Source organism: Myroides sp. TSA_177.3, from assembly GCF_052691955.1.
On record NZ_JBQZGD010000016.1, the window covers coordinates 1 to 23,950 of the forward strand.

Sequence of the window (23,950 nt, forward strand, 5' to 3'; positions counted from 1 at the left end):
TGTGGTTACTGGAAGTGAATACAACACTCGTCCCACTCGCCGCTCCACACAGTACTCCGTCTAGTATGTATACACACCCAGTATGTCATACTGACGAAGGAAGCATCGCATCCGTTACTCAACACTTGTTACTCTAACCAGGTACCCTCTCACCCTCTCACCGCCTCATCACACTCTCACCACCTCATCCTCTCACCGCCTCACCGCCCTACAAAGTACAAACCTCACAAAAAAACAACCATACAGCCTCCATTCATCATAAAAAAAACGAACCACCCAAAAAACCATGTAACTTTACGTCACAATAAATCCAATACCGCCATGTTTAACCCAACGCACATTCAAAACCAAGTCTTATACTTAGCATCCAACGATACGAGAATACGTGCGGTGCTATTAAATGGTTCAAGGGCTAATCCTAACGTAACGCCCGATGTATATCAAGATTTTGATCTTGTATTTGTTGTGGACGATTTGCCTTCTTTCTTAGATGATCACAATTGGTTTTTAGCTTTAGGGACACCGATACTGCAACAAAGACCCGATGAGATGGAATTGGGTAGCGATCCCAATAACCCTCCTATTTCTTTTGGTATACTTACCTATTTTGAAGAGGGGTATCGCATTGACTTGACCTTGTTCCCAAAAGAAAAGCTACATCAAGCATACCAAGCGGATAGTCTGACTGTGGTTTGGTTAGATAAAGACAACCTATTTACTGGGATTGCAGCCACCTCAGACCAGGATTACCGTGTGCAACGACCAACACAACGCCATTTCTCTGAGATGAGTAATGAGTTTTGGTGGTGCGTTGTCAATGTCGCCAAAGGATTGAAAAGAGGGGAAATAACCTACGCGAAAGACATGATGGAAACGGTTGTCCGTCCTGTTTTTATGGAGATGATATCATGGAATATTGGTCTTCAAACTAATTTTGAAGTGGCTGTAGGTAAAGCAGGAAAATTTATGAACCGATACCTTAGTGCTGAGGACTATGATACGCTCTTACAAACCTATAGCGATTCGGATATTGAACACAATTGGAAGGCATTATTTACCATGATGCAGTTCTTCTTAGCCCAACAACAAAAACTAGCCGACGGACTTCAGTATGAAATAAATCTAGAAGAGGCCAACCAAGCCAACCAACTGGTTACAAATCTATACGAAGCTTAATAAGAAGACCTACTTGCGTGATCTTCTTATGGGCACATTCTCTTTCAAAAAAAACAAACAACATAAAACAAACAAATGAAACACGCGATTCTTGAATTTGAACACCTCATCGAACAATTTCCAACAGAGGTATTGGCGATTCCCTTAGTAGATCTCCAACATAAATTATCGGAAGAAAAATGGAGTAAAAAAGAAATCATTGGTCACCTAATCGATAGTGCTACAGTTAATTACCTTCGTTTTATTAAAGCTCAGTTTCAAGAGAATCCCCAGCTTTTTTATGAGCAAGTGGAATATTGTGCAGCTGCTAATTATCAGGAAACGGAGTTAACTCAGCTTCTATCCTTATGGCAAAGCTTAAATAGACAATTGGTATTTTTATTTCACACTATACACACCCGTAATCTAGGCGATCGCTTGTGCAATGATCAGACACTCGCCTATTTAATAGAAGATTATGTGCAACATTTTAAACATCATCGCGCACAAATTCTAGCTTAACCCACGCATACAAGTTAAACTAAGTTGTTATTTTATTCCCCTCTTTGTTGCTGCTTGATAATCCCTATCTTGTATTTTACTTTGTCTATTATTTTAGGTAAATTTACAAGTAGAAAAATCAAAAAGAGCCATGAAGATTTTAGTTATTGAAGATGAAAAAGAACTGCGTTCCATTATGAAAGAATCTTTAGCAAAAGAGCTTTATGTGGTTGAAGTAGCAGAAAACTATAAAACGGGAATAGAAAAACTCATTGGATATGATTACGATTGTATCTTATTGGATATCATGCTTCCCGATGGCAATGGCATTGATTTACTAAGAGAAATTAAGCGCATGGGGAAGGATGATTCTGTTATTATTATTTCAGCCAAAGACTCCATTGACGACAAAGTATCGGGATTGGAGCTGGGTGCGGATGACTACCTGACCAAGCCTTTCCATTTATCGGAACTACTCGCACGTATTAAATCCGTTTTGCGAAGAAAAAATCAGCAAGGCTTCCAGAGCATTAAGTGGAACAATGTAGAGATTTTTACCGATGAACGCACCGTATTGGTCAATAATACGCCCGTTACCTTAAACCATAAAGAGTTCGAATTATTATACTATTTCGTAGTGAATGCCAATCGATTGGTTACTAAATCCTCTCTCGTCGAACAAATTTGGGGCGACAATATGGATGAGGCAGACAGCTATGATTTTGTGTACTCTCAAGTTAAGAATCTTCGAAAAAAATTAAAAACGCACCACGCTGAGGTGAATATACAGTCCGTTTATGGCATGGGATATAAACTTGTACAAGAATAAGATGAAGTTACATCATTATATGTTGGGCTATTTATCGGTGGGAATCATTGTGGTTTTAACTGCGTGGGTTGTCATTTTTTATGCCTTCATGACCGATGAAGTATATGATAATATTGATGATGGATTGAAAAATAGCAAGACTGAAATCATCAAAAAAGCGTATACCAATCCTCAAGTGGAGAGTTTCTTGCCTTTTAGCACCAATGGTTTTCGCATTACTCCTTTAGCTCCAGGAGAGTACTCTCGAAAGAATGTATTCACTACGGAGATGATTTACATGGATTCGGATGATAATGATGAACCTGTTCGCATGTTAACCACGACTTTCGTCGATCAAAAAGGGGATCCTTATAAGTTGGAGATTCGCACCTCTACTATTGAGGCAGATGATTTATTGCGCGACTTTGGCTTGGCGGTCTTTATCTTATACCTCGCTTTATTAGCGAGTATTTACCTCATTAATCACGTTATTTTACGCCGTGCTGTTTGGAGTCCGTTTTATCGCTTACTCCACAACCTAAAAACCTATACACTAGGACAAAAGATTCTCACCGCAGATACGAAAACGCCTATTAAAGAGTTTGCAGATTTACAAAGTGAAATCAACAAAATGATTGGTCGTATTGAGGATATGGTTGAGCAACAAAAAACCTTTGTTTCCAATGCGGCTCATGAATCTCAAACTCCCCTCGCTATTATCAACAACAAGCTTGAATTATTAGTAGAAGCGGAAGAATTAAATGAGAATCAAATCAATCAAATTCAATCCATCCACCAGAGTTTAACGCGATTAATTAAATTGAATAAATCCCTTTTAATGCTCGCAAAAATTGAAAATAAGCAGTTTGTTCAAGTGCAAGAAGTTCACTTCAATCAAATCGTCCAAGATCTTGTAGACGACTGGGAGGATATATTTGCTTATAAACACGTAGAAGTCATATTGAATGAACTTGCTCCTTCAAATCCAGTATCCATGGATAAAGGGCTCGCCATTACCTTGGTGCAAAACCTACTAAAAAATGCCATCGCTCATAATATCCCTCAGGGAAAAGTTATCATCGACTTACAGGCGAATTCCTTCTCAATCAGCAATACAAGTACATCCACAACTCCTTTAGATGAAAAACTAATTTACAACCGCTTTTATAGAAGCACCACCAATGAGGAATCTACTGGATTGGGATTATCCCTCGTACAGACGATTGTTAGGGTTACAGACGCCTTGTCTATTCGCTACGAATACAATGGCATGCATTGCTTTACGGTGAGTTGGTAGAGGGTGTTTTGTGAGGTTTGTGCTTTGTGAGGTTTGTGCTTTGTGAGGTTTGTGCTTTGTGAGGTTTGTGCTTTGTGAGGTTTGCTTTTTGTGAGGTTTGTAGTTTGTAACTCTTACCTCCTAACCCTTAACTCCTAACCCTTAACTCTTACCTCCTAACCCTTAACTCTTACCTCCTAACCCTTAACCCTTAACTCTTACCCCCTAACCCAAAAAAAACACACCCCATAAACGATGTTTTTTTGAGGTGTGTTCTACTTAACATTACATAAAATTGAGTACAGCTCGTTAGTACGAACTTGGTTTTTATTTTGCGTACTGTTTTTCGCCGTGGATGTAAAGTACACCTTCTTTAGCGTCAAACTTGTACGTATCGTCTTCATACAGATTTTCTTCTTTTCGATCTAAAATAAAACTGGTCTTCTCTTCCTCTGGTACAAACAATTCCAATTTTGATTGATCGTCATTATACACAACAAAAGCACTGATAACTGCACTTTGTTCTGTGGATATTGGGTCTAAGCGTACACCAACTTCAAACAAACGCAAACAAGTTTGTTTCAACGTACTCCAGGTTTCTCCGGCACCAACAAGACAACCGTGATCATCTTTATCTCCTCCTACTTGTTGTACTTCTTTGGATAGCTCTTCCTCGCTATTAGTTGTACTTTTGGGTGTATTGTTACAAGCAACCAAAGTAAATAATCCTAAAATTAATCCGATTCCTTTCTTCATCTTTTCTATTTTTTGATTTTAAATTTTCAGCTGATAAAACTTGTACGCTCTACTATTGATCTAAAAATTTGTCTTCTCAAATTGGCTCTTCCTAATACCTTACAAGGTACAAAAAATTATTAAGGACAACTAAACCAATGGTTTAATCTTAATAAAAAATTAATATACACCACTGTTTTCCAGCAACATAACAAACAAATACTCGACAAAAACTATTCTTTTGAAAAAATATAGTACAAAACACACGTTCTTTTTGGATTCCCAATTCATTCCAGATTCTCTATGTAAGTTTGTACTATAAATTTAAAAACAGAAACCGCTATGAAAACATTAAGAACATTATTTTTAGGCATTTTCAGTGTATTTGCTTTAGTTATGAGCCAACCTGTACAAGCCAAAGACGTTATTATCACAAAAAATGAACTTCCTAAAAAAGCACTTGCTTTTATGGATACACATTTCAACGGTAAAACAATACAAACGGTAGAAAAAGATGCTGATTTTCTATCTGTATCCTACAAAGTAACCTTTGCAGATCGCATCGAAATAGAATTTGACAAAGGAGGCGAATGGGATGAAGTAGATGGAAACAGAAATCCACTTCCAACTAGCTTCATCTTAGAACCGATTGTAACTTATGTGAAAACCAATTATCCTGAGGCTCACATCATCAAGATTGAAAAGGAAACAAGATTATATGAGGTAAAACTGGATAATGGGCTTGAACTAGAGTTTTCTACATCAGGAGCATTTAAAAGAATTGACAACTAATTAAAATCAAAAAAATGAACAAGAAAATAATCGCTATCGCTTTATTTGCAGCACTGAATTTGAGTTTCACTGCTTGTAGTAGTGACGATTCCAATGCTGTTGAATTAGAACAAGTAACATTAGAGCAGTTACCTGCTAATACCCAAGAATTTATAGCAGGTATATTTCCAAATGCTGCGGTATTACAGGCCAATAAAGTAAACAAACCGAATTATTACGGTTCTTATTATAAGCTAAGATTAAACAATAAGATTGAAATAGATTTCGATCAAAATGGTAATTGGACCGAAATTGAAACAGAAGATCGTTCAGCTATTCCTGCTGACTTCCTAGCTCAAGAAGTTCCACTTATCCAAGCGTATGTAGCAGAACATTATAAAAGCAATCACATCATTGAAATTGATCGTGATCGCAAGGGATATGAAGTAACATTGAATAATGAGTTGGAGTTGATTTTCAACGCAGCACAGGGCTTTATTGGTATAGATACGGATTTAGATGAAGATGAACAACTCATTGATTATGCAGCATTACCTGCTACTGCTCAATCCTTGCTAAAAATACATTTTGCAGCTTCTGAAGTTGTATTGATTAAACAAGAGACAGAGGCCAAAGAAACAACATACAAAGTGTATACACAGGATGGATTTAAGATTGAGTTCAACCAACAAGGAGATTGGACAGAAATGGAAAGCAAACAAGGAAAAACAATTCCTTCTGCCCTACTTCCTACTCCACTAACTACTTACATCCAAACAAACTACAGCGATTTTCAATTCACTGGAGTGGAGAAAAAAAGAAATGGATTTGAAGTAGAACTGAAAAAAGGGAAACAAGAAATTGAACTTCTCTTTGATCACGAAGGAAATTTCCTTCAACTAGATAATGAATAACCTAAACCACTTTTCAAAATTTGGGGGTTGCCTTAGCTAAGGCAACCCCCTCGTTTTAGGTAGTACTGTTGGTTTTATATCCTACAGCAGGATAGTGAAAAAATTATTCGGCTACTTGAATATTTTTTCTTTCTTACTTGCTTGTTGCTTTTGTTTTTTCCCTCTTGATGTACCTGTAAACACACAAAAACAGATACTCTCACTCCTCTATTTTTGAACAATAATTAGGCCAAAATTTCGGATGGTGCAAAACCATAAACATCGACGAATGCCCGATAAAAAGACAAACGCGTATTAAAACCACAAAGCAAGCTCAATTCTTCAACGGTATAGCTTTCTTCTCGTTCTCGAATTAGTAAAATCGCATATTCAACCTTCAATCGGTTGATGTATTGCTTAAAGGATAACGCATGTGATTCTTTGAAAAAACGCGTTAAATCACTTTTGGGCAATTGAAGGGTATCAGCCAACTGATCTAAAGTGAGCGTTGGATTTAGAAACAACCGAGTATCAATTAAATGTGTACTTATTATCCCTCGAATATCAACGGCTTTAATTGGTGTATCAACAGTTAAAACTTCCTGTACTATAGGAAAATTGGCAACAGCAATCTGATTGAAAGCATGATGACTTCCCAAATCAATCTGCTGTGTCTTTAATCCAGATATATCCAAAGCTATTTTCTCAAACAAGCGTTGATCTAATCTTGTCATTGTCCCAATTTCATGGGAATTTATCCTTTTCTTCTTTGTGTAAAACAACAAACTTGCTTCATAAAAGAAAGCGCCAAAGAGTAGGCAACCACTAAGCAATAGAAATAAAAATCGGATGTACGCAAAAAAGGATTCTTGATAGAAATAAATAATCAAAAACACAATAGACGTACAATACAACGTCGTGACATAAAAGGCTGTAAACTGTCGTAAGGTTTTATAAAATCTCCCCTTAATTAAACACCAATATCCATAATTAGCATAGACAAAAGACAGTATTCCTATATAAATAATTCCCTCTCGATTTAATTTAGGTAATGCTAGCAAGGTCCAATCGGAAAACGTCGTCAACAGGTATAAAAAACCAAACACCACGAAAGGCAACACATGCAAATAACGACTCCATCGACTTGTCTTTATCAGTTGTACTAAACCAAATCCTTGAAGAAAAAACAACACAATACTCAGGTGCACACAAGGTCTATCGGGATAAACAAGTTCAAATCCGTACAAGAAAACATTCAACACTAAAATGCCACAACTCATCCATAGCATTTTTCTCCCCCCTTTATATCTTACATTCGTATCCAAGCACAAACAAAAATAACCTGAAAAAATAACCAATATCCAAAACATCCTTACTCTCTTTTTTTATCCAAAATAACTCGATACTCCACAGGAGTTAATCCCGTTAAATCCTTGAAATACTTATTAAATGTATTAATTGATTTAAAACCCACACTTTCCGCAATAGCCAATACAGTCCAATCATTTCGCTCCGTAAACAATTTCAACGCATATAGAATCCTATGATAGGCAACAAGCTTATAGAACGTAGAATTTAAATGATGGTTAATTACGAAACTAATGACATGAAGATTGGAATTTGAAATACACTGCCCTAATGTTTCTAGTGTAAAATCGGTCTTTAAATAGGCATCATTTGTTTCAAAGAAATCCAGTATCTGCTCCATCACCTCTTGATGTTTATAGCTGACCTCATGTGAAACGGCCATTTCCTTTTGAAGTATCAGATTGTTTTTTTGCTTCTTTCCAGCTTTTAGCGTACGATCAGTAGCTCCGAAAAAAGCGTTGATTTTTCTCAATCGCAAGATTCTACTATAAAAAAGATAACTCGTTAAAGATAGCGTTAACAAGATGATCTGAAGCCCTACCTGAAGATAACTCAGCAACAACATAACGGGTACTTCGCTTTGATTAAACAACAACACTTGTAAATTAAGCGTTATGAGGTAAATAACATAAAATAGGTGAACAAGGCTCACGTAGGACTTAATAAACCTATACTTCTGCTTACTTTTCTTTCGATGGAGGTGTAAAAAAACAAAATACACCAAGGCAAAAAAGTTATTTACAGTAACGATAATCCACAGCGAAACAGGCAAAAAACTGAGAATCAAAATAAAGACTCCCATACTCATCAACTGCACAATTTGTTTCTTCAACGGGCGATCAGCTACATCAGCCATAATACAAAACAGTTTGATACTAAATATAATGGCGAAAAAATTCACGATATAAACTGTTTTATGGGCAATCATGGCATAGTAATAATTCACCATGAGCAAAAATGAAAAACAGATAAAAAACATAAAGAAAAAACGCTCCATTTGAACATTTGCATTCCAATCGTACAACTTCATGATCTAATTTTATTTAAAAACCAATGTGTCTTTCTAAAGCATTTATTTCCTCCCTTTGCAAGAGTGCAAGCATCAGAAAAAGTGCTTTTTGAACCATTGATTTGTATTTATGAATCCACTTAATTCTTTCTTTTCGTCACTCTTTTAATCAGCAACTACATTTTGTTAATATCTAATGAATTATCATTTTTTTACTTATTTCATTTCATTTTTTTGCGTAATTCATTTAAACAAATTTAACTTTTGGTATGTTAATTCCTGTATCAAATTCCATTTAACATGGTCAAGATAATTTATTGAAACACGCTTTAACTACGTATTAACAAAAACAAAATAAATACTATTATTTAACACAAAAACAAGTTCAAACAACCAAAAAAAGTAAAAAACAAAAATATTACACACAAATAAAACAAAAACAATAAGTTTAACTAACAAACAAAGAAAGCCCTTATTTTGATTTTTAAGGTAAAACCCTTAGCCACTTTGCACGATACCCTTGGAAAAAACACGAATAAAAGAGGAAAAAGTCGTTTTAAATTAATCGCAATAAAATAACATCTTCTTTAGAAAGACTATTCACTACAACTAGATTTACCACTCCAAAACACCTTTGTCCAATGCTAGGTACTGGTTTGCCGCGCTAAAAAAGATAGAAATAGACAAATCAATTGCCCTTTAGGACTCTTATAAGAAAAAAGAGACGAGGTATACTTGTGAAAGAAAGGGGATTAAAGTAAAAAGAAGAAACAATTGAAAATTAAATCCACTTTTTTATTTGCTAAACTATTAAAAAGCTTATTTTTGTGCTACAATTAATAATACCCAAAATTTAATACTGTGGAAAACGCAAACGCAATTAAACTAATTAAGTTAATACAATCTGATTTAGTTACTAACGGTCTTGTAGTGGATCAAATAGTTCCAAACCTTAAGAAATTAAGAGAATACGCTTTACTAGAAGAGGTTCCAACTTTAGTAAAAGCAATTAGACTTACGTATGAACACATTGAAAACAACAATGGTTTTTTCATTGCAATTCCAAACGATGAACCAATTGAAGAAGAAGGGGAAATTGTAGAGGAAGCAGCAGCTCCTACAGTAAATGACATTGAGAGTTTACAATATCTTTTGTCTCTTTTTAAAGATCCAACAAACAAACACAACATTGTTGATTTGAAAGAATATAATGCTAAGTTCTTAGCATAATCAAAAGGCCTAGTTTGACTAGGCCTTTTTTTATGATTTATTTAGCATTAATCCGATTCTAAATATTTGAATTTTTAATCATTAACCCTATTTTAGCCCATTCAAATTAAAGACTCAAAATTATGGTTAATCTATTTAGGATTATAGCTTTTCTAGAAGGAGTTTCTCTCCTTATGTTATTGTTCATTGCAATGCCATTAAAATACATATGGGACAATCCTTATATGGTACAAAAAGTAGGTATGGCACATGGTGTATTATTCATTGCTTATATCGTTTTCGCTATTTTGATAAAAAATGAGTTAAAATGGTCAAACAAAACATTGTTTTTAGCATGTATCGCCTCAATAATCCCATTTGGTACCTTTGTAGTGGAGAAAAAAATAAAAAACCAAATTAGTTAATAATAGAAAGAAAACTTATATTTTTTTCAATACATCGTTCTAAAAACAACATTTATACAAAATAAAGGGAAGCCTTACTGATTTTATATAATTCAGTTATTCTTTAAAAAATTGTATTTTTCTTGTAAAAAATGCATATTTAAAAACTTTATAGTATATTTGCCAAGTAAACGAAACAATAGTAGCTATTACGATAGCGCACAAGTGAAAGTAAAAATTAAATTATGAAAAAAATCACATTATCTTTGTTAGCACTTACGGTAGGTATTTGTGCTAATGCGCAAGACAAGCCATATAATAAGTGGTCAGTTGATTTAAATGCAGGTTTTGCAAAACCAGCAAGAACATTAAGCTCAGGCTATTCTGCTGAGACTTTCAAAAACTTACATTTAGACGGTGGTGTTAGATATAGCATCAACAACAAAATTGGAGTTAAAGCTTCTTTTGGTTATGACAAAATTGATAACTGGACAAACAGTAATTTAAAAGCTCAAAGTGATTACTACAGAACAAGTTTAGAAGGAGTTGTAAACTTAGGTAGAGTTTTAAACTTTGAAAACTGGACAAACACTTTAGGATTACAAGTTCACGCGGGTGGAGGTTACTCTTGGTTAAACGGAGACAACTTTACTGGTTCTGACAAAATGGGTCACTTAATGGCTGGTTTAACAGGACAAGTTAAATTACACTCTAGAGTAGCTTTAAATGCTGACTTTACTGTAATTCAAAATACACAACAAGACAGAAACTGGGATGGTGCTTCTGCAACACACCGTTCTGTATTCCAAGGAACAATGTTTAATGCTTCAATGGGTATCTCTATCTATTTAGGTAAACATGGTCAACACGCTGACTGGTATTCTGAAGAATCTCAAACTAAAAATGAAATCAATTCTTTAACTAACAGATTAGATCAAATCGAATCAATGTTAGTTGACTCAGACAACGACGGAGTAGCTGATTACTTAGACTTAGAGCCTAATACACCAGCTGGAGCTTTAGTTGACTCTAGAGGAAGAAACATTGATAAAAATAACAATGGTATCGCTGATAACATCGAAGCTTATTTCCAAGAGAAATACGGAAATAACGAAACAATGAACGCTGATGACGCTGCTTTGGTTAAAGAATTAATCAACAAAGGTTATGTAGCTGTTAACTTCGATTTCGATAAAGCTGAGCCTACTACTTTAGAAGGTGTTAACTTCATCGTTTCTTACATGAAAAACAACCCTTCTGCTTCTTTAGAAGTTGGTGGATACGCTGACTCAACAGGAAACAAAGACTATAACCAAAAATTATCACAAAGACGTGCAGACGCTGTGAAAAACCTTTTAGTTAAAGCTGGAGTTCCTGCAGGTAAAATTACTGCTAAAGGTAATGGTATCGATTCAACACAAGCTAAAAACGTTGCTAGAAGAGCAATTTTCAAAGTAAACTAATTAGTAGATTAATTATACTAAAAAGCACAAGCGTTATGCTTGTGCTTTTTTTGTTTAAATGCGTACCTTTGCATTTAAATAAGTAGTTATGAAATTTGATTTACAATCTGATTATAGTCCCACCGGTGATCAACCGGAAGCGATTAGCCAATTGACCCAAAGTATTTTGGACAATCAGAAATATCAAACACTTGTAGGGGTTACGGGATCAGGTAAGACATTTAGTGTTGCCAACGTAATTCAAGAGGTACAAAAACCAACCTTAGTTTTAGCACACAATAAAACGCTGGCTGCGCAATTGTATTCGGAATTTAAAAGTTTCTTCCCAAACAACGCTGTAGAGTATTTCGTTTCTTATTACGACTACTATCAACCGGAAGCATTTATTCCTGTTACGGGACAATACATCGAGAAAGATTTATCCATCAATGAAGAACTAGAAAAGCTCCGTTTAAGCACCACTTCTACCCTACTATCAGGTCGTCGCGATGTTTTAGTTGTTGCTTCTGTTTCTTGTCTCTATGGTATTGGAAACCCGATTGAGTTCCAAAAGAACGTTATTTCCATCGAAATAGATCAACAAATTAGCCGTACACAATTGCTACACCGACTGGTGCAAAGCTTATATGCTCGTACTGAAGCTGATTTCACACCAGGTTACTTTAGAATCAAAGGTGATACGATTGAAGTTTTCCCAAGCTATGCAGACAATCCGTACCGCATCCACTTCTTTGGAGATGAAATTGAAGCCATTGAGGTATTTGATGTAACAACGGCTCAAGTTATTGAGAAATTTACGCGTTTGAATATCTATCCTGCGAATATGTTTGTAACCTCTCCCGATGTGTTAAACAACGCCATTTGGGAAATACAACAAGACTTAGAAAAACAAGTCACTTATTTCAAAGAAATTGGAAAACACCTGGAGGCAAAACGCCTAGAAGAGCGAACAAATTTCGACCTAGAAATGATGAAAGAACTGGGATATTGTTCTGGAATCGAAAACTACTCTCGCTACTTGGATGGTAGAGAGCCTGGAACACGTCCGTTCTGTTTGTTGGATTATTTCCCGGACGACTATTTGATGGTTGTCGATGAGAGTCACGTGACAATCTCTCAAGTTCATGCCATGTATGGTGGAGACCGCTCAAGAAAAGAAAATTTAGTTGAATATGGCTTTCGATTACCTGCAGCTCTCGATAACCGACCATTAAAGTTTGAGGAATTTGAGGCCATGCAGAACCAAGTCATCTACGTTTCTGCAACACCTGCTGATTATGAGCTTCAGAAAAGTGAAGGTGTAATTGTAGAACAGTTGATTCGCCCTACTGGTTTATTGGATCCAATCATTGAAATACGCCCTACTGAAAATCAGATTGACGACTTAATTGAGGAAATCCAACAACGCGTAGATAAAGATGAACGAACTCTCGTAACCACTTTAACCAAGCGTATGGCAGAAGAATTAGCCAAGTACTTTACTCGCATGGGTGTTCGTTGTCGCTATGTCCATTCGGATGTAGATACCCTAGAGCGCATCGAAATTATGCAAGATTTGAGAAAAGGGCTTTTTGATGTACTAATTGGGGTGAATTTACTTCGAGAAGGTTTAGATTTGCCTGAAGTATCGCTTGTGGCAATTTTAGATGCAGATAAAGAAGGTTTCTTACGCAGCCACCGTTCGTTAACGCAAACTGTAGGTAGAGCCGCGAGAAACGTCAATGGAAAGGCAATCATGTATGCGGATAAGATTACCGCCAGTATGCAAAAAACAATTGACGAAACCAATTATAGACGTAGTAAACAAATCGCCTATAATACACAGCATAACATTACACCGAAAGGATTAAATAAAAAGATTAGCAACGACCTCATTAAGCCAACCTACGACGAACTCATGACAGAACAAGTGAAGAAAGTCGCAGAAGAGCAAGTGAAATATCACAGCAAAGAGGAAATACAGAAGCTAATCAACAGCAAGCGAAAGGAAATGGAAAAAGCTGCCATGGACCTCAATTTTATGCTAGCTGCCCAATTACGAGATGAAATACAAATATTAAAAGATAAATTATAACTATCGCCCATGACTAATAACGATATTTTAAAGAAACTGCGAGTTGCTTTACAATTAAGAGACGAACAAATAGTAGAAATTCTTGAACTAGTTGATTTTAGAATTTCTAAAGGAGAACTAGGTAACTTCTTTCGAAATGTCGACCACCCAAAATACATGGAATGTGGCGATCAAATCTTGAGAAACTTCCTAAACGGATTGGTGATTTATCTTAGAGGTACAAAAGAAGAACCGAAGAATCCGATGGAGGTTTTACAAAAGAACAAAGAGAATATAGGGAAGAAAGTAAAAACGGACCGACCAGCTGAACCAAAAGCTTTTGGAAGTAAACCGAAAGCCGCAGGACCTGCAGGTAAAAAACCATTCGCTAAATCTGATAAACCTAAAAACCCACTGGGAAACATTAAGTTTAACAACGGAAAGAAAAAATAAGATTGGAAAAGGGTGAGAAGATGAAATCGGAACGTAGTGAAAATCGAAACGCAGTGTAGATTCATCGAACACAAAAACCAATATAAAATAGGTGAGATATATTCATCGAATACGAAAACAAATATAATCCAATGAGATAGAAGGTGAGAAGATGAGAGGGTTAGATGGTGAGAAGTGAACAAACCTCACAAAAAGCAAACCTCACAAAAAGCAATTCCACAATCCAATTGATCATAAAAAAGGGACGAGTTTTAATAAAACTCATCCCTTTTTTATTATTGTACATCAAAGTTTGTAATTTTTATTTTATCAAGCCATTCGGCAAATTGCCATTTGCCCCTACTGAATTTCATATTATTCATTCGTCTTCAATATCCTTTTCATCAAGTTAATTGGCAAATTGCCATTTGCCCCTACTGAATTTCACCCATAACCCCATAACCCATAACCATAACCATAACCCATAACCAACCACCCATAACCTTTCAAAACCATCCACTAATTCCCCCTAAAATACTCAATCTTACTCAAGAACATTGCTGCCATGCGTTCTGCGCGCCATTTGGCTTCATCGGCAATTTTTCCTTCAAATAGTTCATCTACTGTACGGTTAAAAATCTCCTTCCAACGTTCAAAATGCTCTTGGTGAACAGGTAATTTTGCGTGTGGCGGAAAAGGTCTTCCTGAATACGTATGTTCTTCTAGCAAAACAGTCTGCCAAAATGCGTACATTTTCTCCAAATGGTAGTCCCATTTGCCTGCTAAGCGCTCATTAAATATGGGACCAATCAAATCATCTTGTTGGACTCTACCGTAAAACGTATTGACCAACAATTGAATATCTTTAAGGTGTTCTATATCTTTACTCATACAATTATTTCTTTTAATTCCTCCCCGCTTTACCGCTAAAATCTTTATCTTTACCTTATGGTTACAATAACAATTTTAGGCTCGGGAAAAGTTGCGCACCACCTGATAGGAAACATCCTAGAAAGTGATCAGTTGACATTACAACAAATATACGCAAGAAATACGAATTCAGTTACTGATTTAGTACCTGAAAACAGGGTTGTCAATGACATAAAGACGTTAAAACCCGCTGATATTTTTATTATTGCAGTCAGTGACATCTCCATTGAAGAAGTTTCAAAGCAAATTCAAATCCCCAACCAATTCGTTGTTCATACGTCAGGGACTATTCCGATGTCTGCTATACAGCAAGAACGCAAAGGGGTGATGTATATGTTACAATCGTTTTCAAAGGACAAAGAATTGGACTTCTCCTCTATTCCTTTCTGCATTGAAGCCAATCACAAGGAAGATTTTCAACTGCTTGAAAAAATAGCCGTTAGCTTTTCAGAACGCGTTTACAAAATTTCATCGGAACAAAGAAAAGCCATTCACTTGGCTGCGGTATTTGTCAATAACTTCTCTAATCACATGTTTACGATGGGAGAAGACATCTGTAAAGAGTACCAAGTCCCTTTTGATATCCTTAAGCCGTTGATTCTAGAGACAGCCAATAAAATTATGCATCTCTCTCCCTTTGAGGCACAAACTGGACCTGCATCGAGAGGAGATCAAAACACCATCAATCAACATTTAGAAATGTTGACGGATCCAACCAGAAAAGAAATCTATCAACTTATTACAAAATCAATACAAAATAGATAATGTCTAAACACTTTAAAGAAATCATGAACGATATCACTACATTCATATTTGATGTAGATGGAGTCCTAACAGATGGAAAAGTTCACGTTACAAACAATGGAGATTTATTGAGAATCATGAGCATCAAAGATGGTTATGCTGTCAAAGCTGCTTTAGAAAATGGCTATCGCGTGTGTATCATCTCTGGTGGAAGTAACGAAGGTGTAAAAACAAGATTGAGCAATTTAGGTGTGAAAGACATCTATTTGGGTGTTTCCAACAAAGTGGAGATTTTCAAAAAGTATTGTGCAGACCACAACCTACAGCCAGAAGAAATTTTATATATGGGAGATGATATTCCAGATTATCACGTGATGCAGTTAGTAGCCCTTCCTACGGCTCCTCAAGATGCATCTCCTGAGATCAAGCGTATCTCTCGTTATATCTCTCATAAAAATGGCGGCGAAGGCGCTGTGCGTGAAGTGATTGAACAAGTGATGAAAACCCAACACAAATGGTTCCAACACTTTGATGCTAAATACGATTAATCCATCCTTTATGCCCTATCAAATACTAAATGACTATGCCCTTGTACTGGGATCTAACTCCCCCAGACGCAAACAATTTTTAACCGATTTAGGGTTAACTTTTGTGGTTCGAGCATCAGATATAGAAGAAAATTATCCACCTGAACTACAAGGTGCAGCTATTACCGATTTTATCGCTAAGTTAAAAGCAGATGCCATCGCATTAACGCATGACAAAGAGATTCTAATCACCAGTGATACTACCGTTTGGAGTGAAGGTCAATCACTAGGAAAACCCGCAGATAGACCAGAGGCTATTGCAATGCTACAGCGTTTATCAGGCAAAATGCATGAAGTAATTACTTCTATCTGCTTGAAAACAACGCAAAAAGAGCACGTTTTTCACGTTGTTACAGCCGTGCACTTCAAAGCATTAAGTCTTGAGCAAATTGAATATTACATTGATCAGTACCAACCCTATGACAAAGCTGGGGCATACGGTATTCAAGAGTGGATTGGCTTAGTGGGTATCGAACGCATTAACGGATCCTACACCAATATTGTGGGATTACCGACCACTGAACTTATGGAAGAATTAATACAGTTTATTAAAGCATAAAACATGCCTGAAGGATATTTATTTAAAGCTATAATTACCGCAATCGCTATCCTTATCTTTTTAATTTCTAGAAAGATAACAACAAGCATCATTCACTCTTTTTCCAAGAAATCTGAGATGAAAGAAGGCCGGGAAGCTGTCGTTATTCGCTTGTTTAACTTGCTGTTACTTGTCCTATTATTCGTTATTATCTTTACGATATGGGGCGTTGAAAAAGACAATGTATTATTGACCTTAACCTCTGTATTTACAGTAATAGGCGTAGCTATGTTTGCGCAGTGGTCTTTATTGAGTAACATCACAGCGGGTATCTTGCTTTTCTTCTCTTTTCCTTTTCGCATTGGAGATATTATCCGCATTCAGGATAAAGACTTCCCTACTGAAGGGCGAATTGTAGACATCAAAGCCTTTTATCTTCTGTTAGTAACAAAAGATGGAGAGCAGATTTCCTATCCCAACAACCTGCTTTTACAGAAAGGGATTGTCATCCTCAGTCCTGATCACTTTGAGACACATGAAAAAAATACATTACAAGAATAAAAAAAGATCTTCCTAGGAAGATCTTTTTTTATTCTTTGTTATCTGGTGAGGGTTGTGAAAAGTAAAAAGTGAATAGTCCAAAGTCTATGCCTTTAGGCCTTCACAAAAACATCACTCCTTTCCTACTTCTTGTGCAAAAGGCAAACTCCATTTATAGCGAACAGCAAATAAACGAAGGGTAATAATACTTCCTGCTGTTGTAAGATATATCACTTCTTTATTGACGTTATAGTGCTCTAATAAATAGAACACACATCCTCCAAATATACAAGCGGTAGCGTAAATCTCCTTTTTGAAGATAATCGGAATTTGATTGGCTAAAATATCGCGAATCACCCCTCCAAAACAAGCCGTAATTGTACCTAAAGCAATACAAAATACAGGATGCAATCCTACAGACATTCCTTTGGCAATACCAATTAAAGTAAAAACGGCAATACCAATAGTATCAAATAAAAATAGTGAATAACGCAAAATCGTAAAGCGTTTATAAAACACCAACGATAGGAAAACACCAAAAAAGGTTACATAAAAGTAACTTAAATCGGTCAACCAAAATACAGGGGTAATTCCAATCATCATATCCCGTATGGTACCGCCACCCACTGCTGTGGCAAATGCCAAGATAATCATACCAAATAAATCTAGCTTACGCTCACGCCCCGCCAATGCTCCGGAAATTGCAAATGCCAATGTTCCAAGCAAATCTAAAATCTCAAAAAAACTAAACATTAAAAAAAATATATTACTCTTTACCTGTAAAATGACTATAGTCTTTCAAGACTAATTCTACAAATTGTTGGTTATTTAACTCCAATTGCCTCTTGTCTATACTTAATTCAGACTCGAGCTTATTGGCCAATGCTTTGATTAAGGAATAATCTCTGCTTTGAATGAATCTCAAATAAATCTCTTTTACTACGCCAATATCCGCATCTGATAGGCGAATAACTTGAGGGAGTAAAGGACTATACTCCTGCTCTACTTCTTGAAAAATCGTAGTGGATAAACTCATCCTTGTTTTTGTACTAATGACCGTGGTTCCCGCAAAGAAATCGCCCAACCGTTGGCTTTTTGATGTACATAAAATGCTGACTACTGCAACAATTCCATTTCCTACAAAAAGATCGATGACTCTAAATATCCATCGCACAAAATAATCGACAATCGTTGCTTGATATCCGTCAATCTTAATTACTTTGATACCCAGTATTTTCTTCCCTGGTGTATATCCTTGCATTAAGATCTCAAAGAAAACAGTGTAAAAGATAACAGGAATACTAATGAGGATAAAATAAGCATTGATCGACCAAACATCATTTGAAAAGAGGTTCGAAAAATGAAAGATGGTATCAAGATAATAGAATACAATAAAATAGAGGATTTTAAAGATCATATCCAGTATGAATGCCAAAATACGCTCCCCTATCGAAGCCGCTTTAAAATCAATTTCTATGTTTTGTGTTGTATTTATTGTTAATTTAGCCATAAATATACTTTTAATCAATCACAGCATGAGAGAAGTCGCGTTTATTAAAAAAAATAAAGAACACTGGCTTTCCTATGAAAAGGCCCTCTATTCCTTGCAAACGCAAAAACCAGACTATCTTGCATCCATGTATATGCAGATCATGAACGATTTAGCATATGCCAAAACTTTTTATCCCAATAGTAAAATTACACAATATTTAAACAGTTTGGCGATACAAACTTACCAAAAAATATACAAAACAAAACGAATTGAAGAAAATAGAATTAAACGCTTCTTTTTATACGATGTTCCCTTAGCAGTATATAAACACCGACGCAAATTAAACTTCACTTTAATTGTCTTTGTGGTATTCGTTGCAATTGGCGTTATTTCAACCCATTACGACCCTAGTTTTACGCGAAATGTACTCGGTGATTACTATGTCAACTCCACCATCACCAATATTAAAAACGATGATGCTATGGCGGTTTATCAATCGGGAAGTAATTGGGGTAGTTTTATAGGCATTACAGCCAATAACCTCTACGTTGGTTTGCGTTTCTTTCTCTTTGGATTAAGTGCAGGATTGGGTACCCTACTCTTTCTTTTCTATAACGGCATCATGTTGGGAACCTTCCAATACCTCTTCGTCAATGAAAATGCATTTATGGAGAGTGTACGCGGTATTTGGTTACACGGAGCGATAGAAATAACCGCTATGATCATTGAGGCTTTTGCAGGGTTTGTCTTAGGAGCAAGTTTACTCTTCCCTAAAACCTTATCGCGTGTCAATTCACTTAAACTGGGATTCAAAGATGCTTTAACCATCTTTATTGCCACCATCCCTTTTACCATTTTAGCAGGATTCATTGAAGGATATATTACCCGTTATGCGAAAACAATGCCGGATGTGCTCAATTATGCCATCATCTTGAGTACGTTTAGCCTTATCTTTTTCTATTTCTTCCTTTATCCTAAACGATTAGTAAAAAAACTAAACCACATATAAACAATTGCTATGTTTTTATTATTTCAAAAACGCGACTTTAGCGCGCTTGTCAGTGACACCTTCACCTTCTTTCGCTTAGAAGGAAAAAACTATTTCAAACACTTTTTAAAACTCTGCGGAATTCCCCTGTTTTTAGCCCTTGTATTCATCTATTTACTGGCTGATATAGGCATTTCTTCTGCAACAACAGCATTACGCCCAGCAGGCTTGAATGATGAAGCTTTTTTTAGAGCGGTTTTTGACGACCATTTAGGGGTAAGTATCCTTGCTATTGTCGGTGTATTCGTTGTGGGACTAATCATGGGAATCGTCTGCTATACATATCCCGTATTCTACTTAAAAAACTTAGGAGATGCTACGGAAGCACAACCCGCAGATCAAAATCAAATTGGCAAACAAATCAAAGGGAAATTAGGCGCAATTATCGTCTTCTTTTTAGGAACTACCTTTATCATGATGCCTTTAGCCATGATTCTATTCTCCATTTCTGTTCTTTTGATATTTTTGTTAATTGGAATTCCGATCTTACTCTTAATGATTCCTACTTTTTACGCTGTTTTTACGCTTGCAATCTATGAGTACCTAATTAAAAATACCGGATTCTTCACAGCTTATGGTAATGCCTTCAAATACGTACGCAACAACTACTGGTCCATTATTGGTAATACCTTCGTGTTTTACATCATTACCTCGTTGATAACCTTTATTCCATCGCTAATTATTCAACTATTTACTCTTGGTGGTAGTGCATTTTTTGACACACTAAACATAGAAGACCAATCTTTTAGTGCAGTCCTTACTTGGGGGATTGTATTGGTCTATTTTATCTACATTTTATTGGCTACCTTGGCGCAAAACATTATGTTTATCAACCAGGGAATTATCTACTATAGTGAAAGAGAAAAAGAAGAAAATTTCTTTACCAAAAGTAAAATTGACAGTATTGGTTCAAACAATGAATAAACACTCGACGACTTTTCTTGTAACGATTTTACTGCTTTTCTGTTGTATTGCCCCTATTCAAGCGCAAACTACAGAAGAAGAGGACTGTGAAGACTGTCCAACGGAAGTAGCAGTAATCTCACCTGCCACTATACCTAAAAAGGTAGTGGCAACGGATTCGCTTTATCTTTTACAAGATAAGAGCAGCGAAGTCTACAACAAGAAATTCAGTGCGAAATACAAAGATAAATACAAGGGAAAACAAGAATTCACCTATGTAAAAGTAGAGAAAAAAGAAGGTTTATTTAAGCGAATCAAACAAGCGATTCGAGAGTGGTATTACCGCAACTTCGTTCAAAAGGTTGGAACGGAACTCAACAATTACTATTACGTGGTTATTTTGCGTGTGCTAGGCTTTCTTATTTTTGGACTTGTAGTCTATTACTTGGTGAAAGCGTTTATCCAAAAGGATATCTACTGGATCATAAAAAAGAAAGGGAAAAAAATCAGTGCCTTGGAGCATATTACCACCGAAGACTTCAAAACGACAAATTTTGAGCTTTTGGTTGCAGATGCCCTGGAACAACAGCATTATCGTCTAGCCATTCGCCTATACTATCTGTGGCTATTACAACGCCTTCAAGAACAAGGAAAAATCACTTGGGCCCCTGAAAAGACCAATGCGGATTATAGTTATGAATTAAAAGAAGTAAGCGAAAGAGAAGAATTCACTTACCTCTCCTATCTCTATAACAACATCTGGTATGGAGAATATGAATTAACGTCGGAAGATTTCATCAAAGCGAAAAACTCTTTCGATATCAAACTTAAAACCAAGTAACGATGAGCAGCTCTTTAAAAAAGTTTGGCATTGCCCTATTGGTTTTAGTCACCTTTGTTTTCATTTATGAAAGTGGAAAGCAGAAGCCAATTAATTGGAATGAATCCTTTAACAATAGGGACAAGAATCCCTATGGTTTATATATTCTTGACCAAGAAATTGATGCCTTACTAAAAACCGATTCTTTGACGCGTTTTAACTCTTCTATTTACGAATTTTTAGAATATGAAGACTATGACACGCTTTCCCCTAGTACATTAATTGTAATTGGCTCCGCTGGGATTGATTTAGATCAATATACGGCTGATTATCTCAAAGCGTATATAGAAGCAGGAAATACAGCACTTGTTCTCTATTCCAACCCTAATATCGCCTTTTTAGAAGCCTTTGGACTTTCTAAAGAAGAAACAGCATACAATGACATAAACGACACGGAACCGAATACTGTTTTAGAACTTACCAACGAACACCTAACGAAGCAAAGGTTTCGAATCAAAAATGACTACTATAATGTCAATTTACAAATCCTAGACAGCACAAAGAGCAATGTTGAAGTTTTGGGATATAAAACAGTCAATGGAGCAACTAAACAAGTGGATTTAGTACGGGTAAAACAAGGAAAAGGTCAATTAATTTTAGGCACCTCTCCTATTATCTTTACCAATTTCTATTTAGTAGAAAGCAACAACCACTTATATGTTGAAAGTGTATTCTCATATTTACCGGAGAGTCAAAACCATTATCTTTATGTCAAGTCCTTAGGCACACTCGACACACCCGAAGAGAGCAGCTCTTTGCTGCGTTTTATCTTTGGTAATGTCGCCTTAAAATGGGCATGGTATTTCTTCTTGTTGGGATTACTAGTCTTTACTTTATTTACAGCCAAACGAAGACAACGTATTATTCCGATTATTCCGCCAGTGAAAAACACAACGATAGAATTTACCAAAACCGTTTCGAATTTGTATATTCAATCCAAAGATTACAATGATTTAATACACAAAAGCATCATTTATTCCTTAGAGAAAATCAGGCGAGTGTACTATATTGATACAGCGGTATTAGATGAAAAATTTGTACATCATTACCAATTGAAAACCAACAAAAACAAAGCCGATATTCTTGCTTTTGTCAACCTAGTCAATGAATTCAAAAAGACTAGCTTTTTGGCAACACAAGAAGATCTGGTTCGATTACATCAAGTAACCAAAAAAATATTAGACTAAAATACTATGGAACATACAACAGAACCTACCACAGCACAACCGGACAATCTAGCGTTTGAATCGCGTTTAGATTTAGGGCCATTGACAGAAAAAGTCACAGCAATTAAACGCGAAATAAGCAAGGTTATCGTTGGACAACACAAAACGATTGACCGGTTGCTTGTCGCGTTACTGGCTAATGGGCATATTCTTTTAGAGGGAGTACCTGGTGTAGCCAAAACATTAACTGCAAAGGTTTTATCCCAAACGATTGATACCACATATAGCCGTATTCAATTCACTCCGGATTTAATGCCTTCTGATATTTTGGGAACTTCTGTATTCAATATGCAAACGTCTGCTTTTGACTTCAAGAAGGGACCTATATTTGCTAATTTGGTGTTGATTGACGAAATCAATCGCGCACCAGCTAAAACACAAGCAGCTTTATTTGAAGTAATGGAAGAAAGACAAATTACCATTGATAACTTACAGTTTCAAATGGATCAGCCTTTCTTGGTTATTGCAACACAAAACCCAATTGAACAAGAAGGTACCTACCGTTTGCCAGAGGCGCAGTTGGATCGTTTCTTATTCAAAATCGATGTAGAATACCCTAGCTTAGAAGAGGAAATCAATATCTTAGTGAAAGAACACGCCTTTTTAGGTCAACAAAAAGTAACCCAAATTGAAAAGGTAGTATCACCAGAAGAAATTATCGCTTTTCAGCAGTTGGTCAAACAAATTGTTGTTGAGGAAAAAGTAATGGAATACATTGCTAAAATTGTACACCAAACGCGTACAAATCCGATGTTGTATTTAGGGGCGTCTCCTCGTGCTTCTATCGCTATTTTAAATGCAGCAAAAGGTTATGCCGCTTTAAATAATCGCGATTTCGTTACACCAGAAGATATTAAAGAAGCAGCTTATCCTGTATTAACACACCGCGTTATTGTAGCGCCAGAACGCGAAATGGAAGGAATTACAGCCAAAGATATTATTCAACAAATTGTAGAAACCATCGATATTCCAAGATAAAAGAAGC

At 36.1% G+C, this 23,950-nt stretch carries 26 protein-coding genes; 20 read left to right on the plus strand and 6 right to left on the minus strand.

From position 1 onward, the window contains the following. The first annotated feature begins 321 nt into the window (after window positions 1–321). From ACUTSE_RS13625 to ACUTSE_RS13640, 4 genes are all read left to right on the plus strand, one after another. Window positions 322–1,176 carry an aminoglycoside 6-adenylyltransferase gene (locus ACUTSE_RS13625; RefSeq protein ID WP_445640626.1) on the plus strand — a complete coding sequence of 285 codons (855 nt, stop codon included), beginning with the start codon at window positions 322–324 and terminating at the stop codon, window positions 1,174–1,176. A 75-nt stretch (window positions 1,177–1,251) separates the two neighbouring features. Then, the gene (locus tag ACUTSE_RS13630; RefSeq protein ID WP_445640627.1) at window positions 1,252–1,677 is read left to right on the plus strand and encodes a hypothetical protein; all 426 of its coding nucleotides are present in this window, start codon (window positions 1,252–1,254) and stop codon (window positions 1,675–1,677) included. A 130-nt stretch (window positions 1,678–1,807) separates the two neighbouring features. Further along, complete coding sequence (locus tag ACUTSE_RS13635) at window positions 1,808–2,485, plus strand: response regulator transcription factor (protein ID WP_002991865.1); 678 nt, start codon at window positions 1,808–1,810, stop codon at window positions 2,483–2,485. Continuing rightward, a complete protein-coding gene (locus tag ACUTSE_RS13640) occupies window positions 2,454–3,761 on the plus strand; it encodes a sensor histidine kinase (protein WP_445640628.1) in 1,308 nt (435 codons plus the stop codon). Before ACUTSE_RS13635 ends, ACUTSE_RS13640 begins: the two co-directional genes overlap by 32 nt. Window positions 3,762–4,067: 306 nt before the next feature. On the opposite strand, the gene ACUTSE_RS13645 is transcribed toward ACUTSE_RS13640, so the two are convergent. Further along, the gene (locus ACUTSE_RS13645) at window positions 4,068–4,496 is read right to left on the minus strand and encodes a hypothetical protein (protein ID WP_445640629.1); all 429 of its coding nucleotides are present in this window, start codon (window positions 4,494–4,496) and stop codon (window positions 4,068–4,070) included. A 321-nt stretch (window positions 4,497–4,817) separates the two neighbouring features. Here ACUTSE_RS13645 and ACUTSE_RS13650 point away from each other — a divergent pair, with 321 nt between their 5' ends. Both ACUTSE_RS13650 and ACUTSE_RS13655 read left to right on the plus strand, forming a co-directional pair. Beyond that, window positions 4,818–5,267, plus strand: coding sequence for a PepSY-like domain-containing protein (locus tag ACUTSE_RS13650; RefSeq protein ID WP_445640630.1), 450 nt, complete (start codon window positions 4,818–4,820; stop codon window positions 5,265–5,267). A gap of 14 nt (window positions 5,268–5,281) precedes the next feature. Next, a complete protein-coding gene (locus ACUTSE_RS13655; RefSeq protein ID WP_445640631.1) occupies window positions 5,282–6,160 on the plus strand; it encodes a PepSY-like domain-containing protein in 879 nt (292 codons plus the stop codon). 224 nt (window positions 6,161–6,384) lie between these two features. Here the strand turns inward: ACUTSE_RS13655 and ACUTSE_RS13660 are convergent, their stop codons facing one another. Next, window positions 6,385–7,419: a helix-turn-helix transcriptional regulator gene (locus ACUTSE_RS13660; RefSeq protein WP_445640632.1), complete on the minus strand. Its 1,035-nt coding sequence runs from the start codon at window positions 7,417–7,419 to the stop codon at window positions 6,385–6,387. 92 nt (window positions 7,420–7,511) lie between these two features. Beyond that, window positions 7,512–8,537: a helix-turn-helix domain-containing protein gene (locus tag ACUTSE_RS13665; RefSeq protein WP_445640633.1), complete on the minus strand. Its 1,026-nt coding sequence runs from the start codon at window positions 8,535–8,537 to the stop codon at window positions 7,512–7,514. Between the two features lie 840 nt (window positions 8,538–9,377). On the opposite strand from ACUTSE_RS13665, the gene ACUTSE_RS13670 reads away from it, so the two are divergent. The 5 genes from ACUTSE_RS13670 (at window position 9,378) to ACUTSE_RS13690 (ending at window position 14,098) form a co-directional block, all read left to right on the plus strand. After that, window positions 9,378–9,746 carry a hypothetical protein gene (locus ACUTSE_RS13670; RefSeq protein WP_445640634.1) on the plus strand — a complete coding sequence of 123 codons (369 nt, stop codon included), beginning with the start codon at window positions 9,378–9,380 and terminating at the stop codon, window positions 9,744–9,746. A 122-nt stretch (window positions 9,747–9,868) separates the two neighbouring features. Continuing rightward, the gene (locus ACUTSE_RS13675) at window positions 9,869–10,150 is read left to right on the plus strand and encodes a DUF3817 domain-containing protein (protein ID WP_115090105.1); all 282 of its coding nucleotides are present in this window, start codon (window positions 9,869–9,871) and stop codon (window positions 10,148–10,150) included. A 224-nt stretch (window positions 10,151–10,374) separates the two neighbouring features. Then, window positions 10,375–11,592, plus strand: coding sequence for an OmpA family protein (locus ACUTSE_RS13680; protein WP_445640635.1), 1,218 nt, complete (start codon window positions 10,375–10,377; stop codon window positions 11,590–11,592). Window positions 11,593–11,680: 88 nt separating this feature from the next. Then, window positions 11,681–13,666 (plus strand): excinuclease ABC subunit UvrB, encoded by a 1,986-nt coding sequence (uvrB, locus tag ACUTSE_RS13685; RefSeq protein ID WP_002991855.1) that lies wholly within the window; start codon window positions 11,681–11,683, stop codon window positions 13,664–13,666. 9 nt (window positions 13,667–13,675) lie between these two features. Continuing rightward, window positions 13,676–14,098: a DUF1456 family protein gene (locus ACUTSE_RS13690; protein ID WP_445640636.1), complete on the plus strand. Its 423-nt coding sequence runs from the start codon at window positions 13,676–13,678 to the stop codon at window positions 14,096–14,098. A gap of 498 nt (window positions 14,099–14,596) precedes the next feature. On the opposite strand, the gene ACUTSE_RS13695 is transcribed toward ACUTSE_RS13690, so the two are convergent. Continuing rightward, window positions 14,597–14,968, minus strand: coding sequence for a group III truncated hemoglobin (locus tag ACUTSE_RS13695; RefSeq protein ID WP_002991853.1), 372 nt, complete (start codon window positions 14,966–14,968; stop codon window positions 14,597–14,599). Window positions 14,969–15,025: 57 nt separating this feature from the next. Between ACUTSE_RS13695 and ACUTSE_RS13700 the strand changes: the two genes are divergently transcribed. From ACUTSE_RS13700 to ACUTSE_RS13715, 4 genes are read left to right on the plus strand one after another with little or no spacing between them, the layout of a single operon-like run. Then, window positions 15,026–15,772 (plus strand): Rossmann-like and DUF2520 domain-containing protein, encoded by a 747-nt coding sequence (locus ACUTSE_RS13700; RefSeq protein ID WP_445640637.1) that lies wholly within the window; start codon window positions 15,026–15,028, stop codon window positions 15,770–15,772. Continuing rightward, complete coding sequence (locus tag ACUTSE_RS13705) at window positions 15,772–16,299, plus strand: KdsC family phosphatase (protein WP_002991850.1); 528 nt, start codon at window positions 15,772–15,774, stop codon at window positions 16,297–16,299. Before ACUTSE_RS13700 ends, ACUTSE_RS13705 begins: the two co-directional genes overlap by 1 nt. A gap of 10 nt (window positions 16,300–16,309) precedes the next feature. Further along, window positions 16,310–16,897: a Maf family nucleotide pyrophosphatase gene (locus ACUTSE_RS13710; protein ID WP_445640638.1), complete on the plus strand. Its 588-nt coding sequence runs from the start codon at window positions 16,310–16,312 to the stop codon at window positions 16,895–16,897. 3 nt (window positions 16,898–16,900) lie between these two features. After that, complete coding sequence (locus ACUTSE_RS13715; protein ID WP_445640639.1) at window positions 16,901–17,437, plus strand: mechanosensitive ion channel domain-containing protein; 537 nt, start codon at window positions 16,901–16,903, stop codon at window positions 17,435–17,437. A 111-nt stretch (window positions 17,438–17,548) separates the two neighbouring features. Here the strand turns inward: ACUTSE_RS13715 and ACUTSE_RS13720 are convergent, their stop codons facing one another. Together ACUTSE_RS13720 and ACUTSE_RS13725 are read right to left on the minus strand one after the other, a co-directional pair. Further along, complete coding sequence (locus tag ACUTSE_RS13720; protein WP_002991844.1) at window positions 17,549–18,169, minus strand: trimeric intracellular cation channel family protein; 621 nt, start codon at window positions 18,167–18,169, stop codon at window positions 17,549–17,551. Window positions 18,170–18,182: 13 nt separating this feature from the next. Continuing rightward, window positions 18,183–18,926 (minus strand): RDD family protein, encoded by a 744-nt coding sequence (locus tag ACUTSE_RS13725; protein ID WP_002991842.1) that lies wholly within the window; start codon window positions 18,924–18,926, stop codon window positions 18,183–18,185. Window positions 18,927–18,951: 25 nt separating this feature from the next. On the opposite strand from ACUTSE_RS13725, the gene ACUTSE_RS13730 reads away from it, so the two are divergent. From ACUTSE_RS13730 to ACUTSE_RS13750, 5 genes are read left to right on the plus strand one after another with little or no spacing between them, the layout of a single operon-like run. Next, entirely contained in the window at window positions 18,952–19,917 is a 966-nt protein-coding gene (locus ACUTSE_RS13730; protein ID WP_353102257.1) for a stage II sporulation protein M, read from the plus strand. A 9-nt stretch (window positions 19,918–19,926) separates the two neighbouring features. Beyond that, window positions 19,927–20,880 carry a hypothetical protein gene (locus tag ACUTSE_RS13735; RefSeq protein WP_445640640.1) on the plus strand — a complete coding sequence of 318 codons (954 nt, stop codon included), beginning with the start codon at window positions 19,927–19,929 and terminating at the stop codon, window positions 20,878–20,880. Further along, window positions 20,873–21,700 (plus strand): DUF4129 domain-containing protein, encoded by an 828-nt coding sequence (locus ACUTSE_RS13740; protein ID WP_445640641.1) that lies wholly within the window; start codon window positions 20,873–20,875, stop codon window positions 21,698–21,700. Before ACUTSE_RS13735 ends, ACUTSE_RS13740 begins: the two co-directional genes overlap by 8 nt. Window positions 21,701–21,702: 2 nt before the next feature. Continuing rightward, window positions 21,703–22,926 (plus strand): DUF4350 domain-containing protein, encoded by a 1,224-nt coding sequence (locus ACUTSE_RS13745; RefSeq protein WP_445640642.1) that lies wholly within the window; start codon window positions 21,703–21,705, stop codon window positions 22,924–22,926. 6 nt (window positions 22,927–22,932) lie between these two features. Further along, on the plus strand, window positions 22,933–23,943 hold the full coding sequence (locus ACUTSE_RS13750) for an AAA family ATPase (RefSeq protein ID WP_445640643.1): 1,011 nt from the start codon (window positions 22,933–22,935) through the stop codon (window positions 23,941–23,943). Window positions 23,944–23,950 lie beyond the last annotated feature (7 nt).